This is a genomic window from Pseudomonas sp. B2021 (genome assembly GCF_018135665.1).
In the GTDB taxonomy this organism is placed as follows: domain Bacteria; phylum Pseudomonadota; class Gammaproteobacteria; order Pseudomonadales; family Pseudomonadaceae; genus Aquipseudomonas; species Aquipseudomonas lactis.
Genome location: NZ_SMOF01000008.1, coordinates 1 through 5,464, shown reverse-complemented (window position 1 = coordinate 5,464; position 5,464 = coordinate 1). Strand labels below are relative to the sequence as shown.

Genomic DNA, 5,464 nt, shown 5'->3' with positions numbered 1-5,464 from the left:
CTGAGTTCGGGATGGGATCAGGTGGTTCCAATGCTCTATGGTCGTCAAGAAATTCGGGTACTGAGTCGTGGCCAGTTGGCCTCGCTTCAGCAAATTGGGTAGGTGATAGATCTCGGTGTTTTGTGAGCGTCGAACTTTCGGTTCATTTTCGTCTTCACACACCGCAATCTGATGCTCTTTCGAGTAGTCAAATTGCTTGGGTGTTATATGGTCAAGCCTCACGGGCAATTAGTATTGGTTAGCTCAACGCCTCACAGCGCTTACACACCCAACCTATCAACGTCGTAGTCTTCGACGGCCCTTCAGGGAACTCAAGGTTCCAGTGAGATCTCATCTTGAGGCTAGTTTCCCGCTTAGATGCTTTCAGCGGTTATCTATTCCGAACATAGCTACCCGGCAATGCCACTGGCGTGACAACCGGAACACCAGAGGTTCGTCCACTCCGGTCCTCTCGTACTAGGAGCAGCCCCTCTCAAATCTCAAACGTCCACGGCAGATAGGGACCGAACTGTCTCACGACGTTCTAAACCCAGCTCGCGTACCACTTTAAATGGCGAACAGCCATACCCTTGGGACCGGCTTCAGCCCCAGGATGTGATGAGCCGACATCGAGGTGCCAAACACCGCCGTCGATATGAACTCTTGGGCGGTATCAGCCTGTTATCCCCGGAGTACCTTTTATCCGTTGAGCGATGGCCCTTCCATACAGAACCACCGGATCACTAAGACCTACTTTCGTACCTGCTCGACGTGTCTGTCTCGCAGTCAAGCGCGCTTTTGCCTTTATACTCTACGACCGATTTCCGACCGGTCTGAGCGCACCTTCGTACTCCTCCGTTACTCTTTAGGAGGAGACCGCCCCAGTCAAACTACCCACCATACACTGTCCTCGATCCGGATAACGGACCTGAGTTAGAACCTCAAAGTTGCCAGGGTGGTATTTCAAGGTTGGCTCCACGCAGACTGGCGTCCACGCTTCAAAGCCTCCCACCTATCCTACACAAGCAAATTCAAAGTCCAGTGCAAAGCTATAGTAAAGGTTCACGGGGTCTTTCCGTCTAGCCGCGGATACACTGCATCTTCACAGCGATTTCAATTTCACTGAGTCTCGGGTGGAGACAGCGCCGCCATCGTTACGCCATTCGTGCAGGTCGGAACTTACCCGACAAGGAATTTCGCTACCTTAGGACCGTTATAGTTACGGCCGCCGTTTACCGGGGCTTCGATCAAGAGCTTCGCGTTAGCTAACCCCATCAATTAACCTTCCGGCACCGGGCAGGCGTCACACCCTATACGTCCACTTTCGTGTTTGCAGAGTGCTGTGTTTTTAATAAACAGTCGCAGCGGCCTGGTATCTTCGACCGGCATGAGCTTACGGAGCAAGTCCTTCACCCTCACCGGCGCACCTTCTCCCGAAGTTACGGTGCCATTTTGCCTAGTTCCTTCACCCGAGTTCTCTCAAGCGCCTTGGTATTCTCTACCCAACCACCTGTGTCGGTTTGGGGTACGGTTCCTGGTTACCTGAAGCTTAGAAGCTTTTCTTGGAAGCATGGCATCAACCACTTCGTTAACTAAAAGTTAACTCGTCATCAGCTCTCGGCCTTAGAATCCCGGATTTACCTAAGATTCCAGCCTACCACCTTAAACTTGGACAACCAACGCCAAGCTGGCCTAGCCTTCTCCGTCCCTCCATCGCAATAACCAGAAGTACAGGAATATTAACCTGTTTTCCATCGACTACGCTTTTCAGCCTCGCCTTAGGGACCGACTAACCCTGCGTCGATTAACGTTGCGCAGGAAACCTTGGTCTTTCGGCGTGGGTGTTTTTCACACCCATTATCGTTACTCATGTCAGCATTCGCACTTCTGATACCTCCAGCAAGCTTCTCAACTCACCTTCACAGGCTTACAGAACGCTCCTCTACCGCATCACTTACGTGATACCCGTAGCTTCGGTGTATGGTTTGAGCCCCGTTACATCTTCCGCGCAGGCCGACTCGACTAGTGAGCTATTACGCTTTCTTTAAAGGGTGGCTGCTTCTAAGCCAACCTCCTAGCTGTCTAAGCCTTCCCACATCGTTTCCCACTTAACCATAACTTTGGGACCTTAGCTGACGGTCTGGGTTGTTTCCCTTTTCACGACGGACGTTAGCACCCGCCGTGTGTCTCCCATGCTCGGCACTTGTAGGTATTCGGAGTTTGCATCGGTTTGGTAAGTCGGGATGACCCCCTAGCCGAAACAGTGCTCTACCCCCTACAGTGATACATGAGGCGCTACCTAAATAGCTTTCGAGGAGAACCAGCTATCTCCGAGCTTGATTAGCCTTTCACTCCGATCCACAGGTCATCCGCTAACTTTTCAACGGTAGTCGGTTCGGTCCTCCAGTTAGTGTTACCCAACCTTCAACCTGCCCATGGATAGATCGCCCGGTTTCGGGTCTATTCCCAGCGACTAGACGCCCTATTAAGACTCGCTTTCGCTACGCCTCCCCTATTCGGTTAAGCTCGCCACTGAAAATAAGTCGCTGACCCATTATACAAAAGGTACGCAGTCACCCAACAAAGTGGGCTCCCACTGCTTGTACGCATACGGTTTCAGGATCTATTTCACTCCCCTCTCCGGGGTTCTTTTCGCCTTTCCCTCACGGTACTAGTTCACTATCGGTCAGTCAGTAGTATTTAGCCTTGGAGGATGGTCCCCCCATATTCAGACAAAGTTTCTCGTGCTCCGTCCTACTCGATTTCATGACTAAGAGATTTTCGCGTACAGGGCTATCACCCACTATGGCCGCACTTTCCAGAGCGTTCCGCTAATCTCAAAGCCACTTAAGGGCTAGTCCCCGTTCGCTCGCCACTACTAAGGGAATCTCGGTTGATTTCTTTTCCTCAGGGTACTTAGATGTTTCAGTTCCCCTGGTTCGCCTCTTGCACCTATGTATTCAGTACAAGATAACCATCTTATGATGGCTGGGTTCCCCCATTCAGACATCTCCGGATCAAAGTCTGTTTGCCGACTCCCCGAAGCTTTTCGCAGGCTACCACGTCTTTCATCGCCTCTGACTGCCAAGGCATCCACCGTATGCGCTTCTTCACTTGACCATATAACCCCAAGCAATCTGGTTATACTGTGAAGACGACATTCGCCGAAAATTCGAATTTCTCAGTTAAGAGAACTCACAAATTTTACCTTAGCCTGATCCGTTACCAGTGAAAGTAACGTTCAGTCTATCTTTCTATCACATACCCAAATTTTTAAAGAACGAACTAGCCAAAGACTAGAAATCAACATTCACCATCACAACGATGGAATGCTCATTTCTAAGCTTTATACAAACAGAAGCAGTAGTGGTGGAGCCAAACGGGATCGAACCGTTGACCTCCTGCGTGCAAGGCAGGCGCTCTCCCAGCTGAGCTATGGCCCCGTATTTCTACAGGCGTTTCCCACACAAAATTGGTGGGTCTGGGCAGATTCGAACTGCCGACCTCACCCTTATCAGGGGTGCGCTCTAACCAACTGAGCTACAGACCCAATTTCGGGCTGCTTCTTTTCGTCTTCTTCAATGAATCAAGCAATTCGTGTGGGAACTTATGGAGCAGCTGATGTCGTCGATTAAGGAGGTGATCCAGCCGCAGGTTCCCCTACGGCTACCTTGTTACGACTTCACCCCAGTCATGAATCACACCGTGGTAACCGTCCTCCCGAAGGTTAGACTAGCTACTTCTGGTGCAACCCACTCCCATGGTGTGACGGGCGGTGTGTACAAGGCCCGGGAACGTATTCACCGCGACATTCTGATTCGCGATTACTAGCGATTCCGACTTCACGCAGTCGAGTTGCAGACTGCGATCCGGACTACGATCGGTTTTATGGGATTAGCTCCACCTCGCGGCTTGGCAACCCTCTGTACCGACCATTGTAGCACGTGTGTAGCCCAGGCCGTAAGGGCCATGATGACTTGACGTCATCCCCACCTTCCTCCGGTTTGTCACCGGCAGTCTCCTTAGAGTGCCCACCATTACGTGCTGGTAACTAAGGACAAGGGTTGCGCTCGTTACGGGACTTAACCCAACATCTCACGACACGAGCTGACGACAGCCATGCAGCACCTGTCTCAATGTTCCCGAAGGCACCAATCTATCTCTAGAAAGTTCATTGGATGTCAAGGCCTGGTAAGGTTCTTCGCGTTGCTTCGAATTAAACCACATGCTCCACCGCTTGTGCGGGCCCCCGTCAATTCATTTGAGTTTTAACCTTGCGGCCGTACTCCCCAGGCGGTCAACTTAATGCGTTAGCTGCGCCACTAAAAGCTCAAGGCTTCCAACGGCTAGTTGACATCGTTTACGGCGTGGACTACCAGGGTATCTAATCCTGTTTGCTCCCCACGCTTTCGCACCTCAGTGTCAGTATTAGTCCAGGTGGTCGCCTTCGCCACTGGTGTTCCTTCCTATATCTACGCATTTCACCGCTACACAGGAAATTCCACCACCCTCTACCATACTCTAGTCAGTCAGTTTTGAATGCAGTTCCCAGGTTGAGCCCGGGGATTTCACATCCAACTTAACAAACCACCTACGCGCGCTTTACGCCCAGTAATTCCGATTAACGCTTGCACCCTCTGTATTACCGCGGCTGCTGGCACAGAGTTAGCCGGTGCTTATTCTGTCGGTAACGTCAAAATTGCAGAGTATTAATCTACAACCCTTCCTCCCAACTTAAAGTGCTTTACAATCCGAAGACCTTCTTCACACACGCGGCATGGCTGGATCAGGCTTTCGCCCATTGTCCAATATTCCCCACTGCTGCCTCCCGTAGGAGTCTGGACCGTGTCTCAGTTCCAGTGTGACTGATCATCCTCTCAGACCAGTTACGGATCGTCGCCTTGGTGAGCCATTACCTCACCAACTAGCTAATCCGACCTAGGCTCATCTGATAGCGCAAGGCCCGAAGGTCCCCTGCTTTCTCCCGTAGGACGTATGCGGTATTAGCGTCCGTTTCCGAACGTTATCCCCCACTACCAGGCAGATTCCTAGGCATTACTCACCCGTCCGCCGCTCTCAAGAGAAGCAAGCTTCTCTCTACCGCTCGACTTGCATGTGTTAGGCCTGCCGCCAGCGTTCAATCTGAGCCATGATCAAACTCTTCAGTTCAAACATCTTTGGGTTTTTAAGAAACCCTAAACTTGGCTCAGCAATCGTTGGTTACATCTTTGATTTCTCGCGGAGTAACTTGTGATGCTGATAATCTTGTTGACTATCAGTCTGACTCCACAAGCACCCACACGAATTGCTTGATTCAGTTGTTAAAGAGCGGTTAGTTAAGACCTTTCGTCTCAACCGAGGCGCGCATTCTACAGTAGCCTCATTTGCTGTCAAGTGGTTATTTTCAGAAGTTTTCGAAGATTTCTTCAACAACTTCAACCACTTGCGCTTTCGATCTCTCGTAAGCGGGAGGCGAATTCTACAG

Annotated in this window: 2 tRNA genes and 2 rRNA genes; all 4 read right to left on the bottom strand. The window is 51.0% G+C overall.

What is annotated here, in order from left to right:
* Window positions 1-207 precede the first annotated feature (207 nt).
* A 23S ribosomal RNA gene (locus E1K68_RS27320) occupies window positions 208-3,099 on the bottom strand.
* A 247-nt stretch (window positions 3,100-3,346) separates the two neighbouring features.
* Window positions 3,347-3,422 (bottom strand) — tRNA-Ala (locus tag E1K68_RS27315).
* 30 nt (window positions 3,423-3,452) lie between these two features.
* Window positions 3,453-3,529, bottom strand: a tRNA-Ile gene (locus E1K68_RS27310).
* 82 nt (window positions 3,530-3,611) lie between these two features.
* A 16S ribosomal RNA gene (locus E1K68_RS27305) occupies window positions 3,612-5,148 on the bottom strand.
* Together the 16S and 23S rRNA genes with 2 tRNA genes alongside form the textbook arrangement of a ribosomal RNA operon.
* Window positions 5,149-5,464 lie beyond the last annotated feature (316 nt).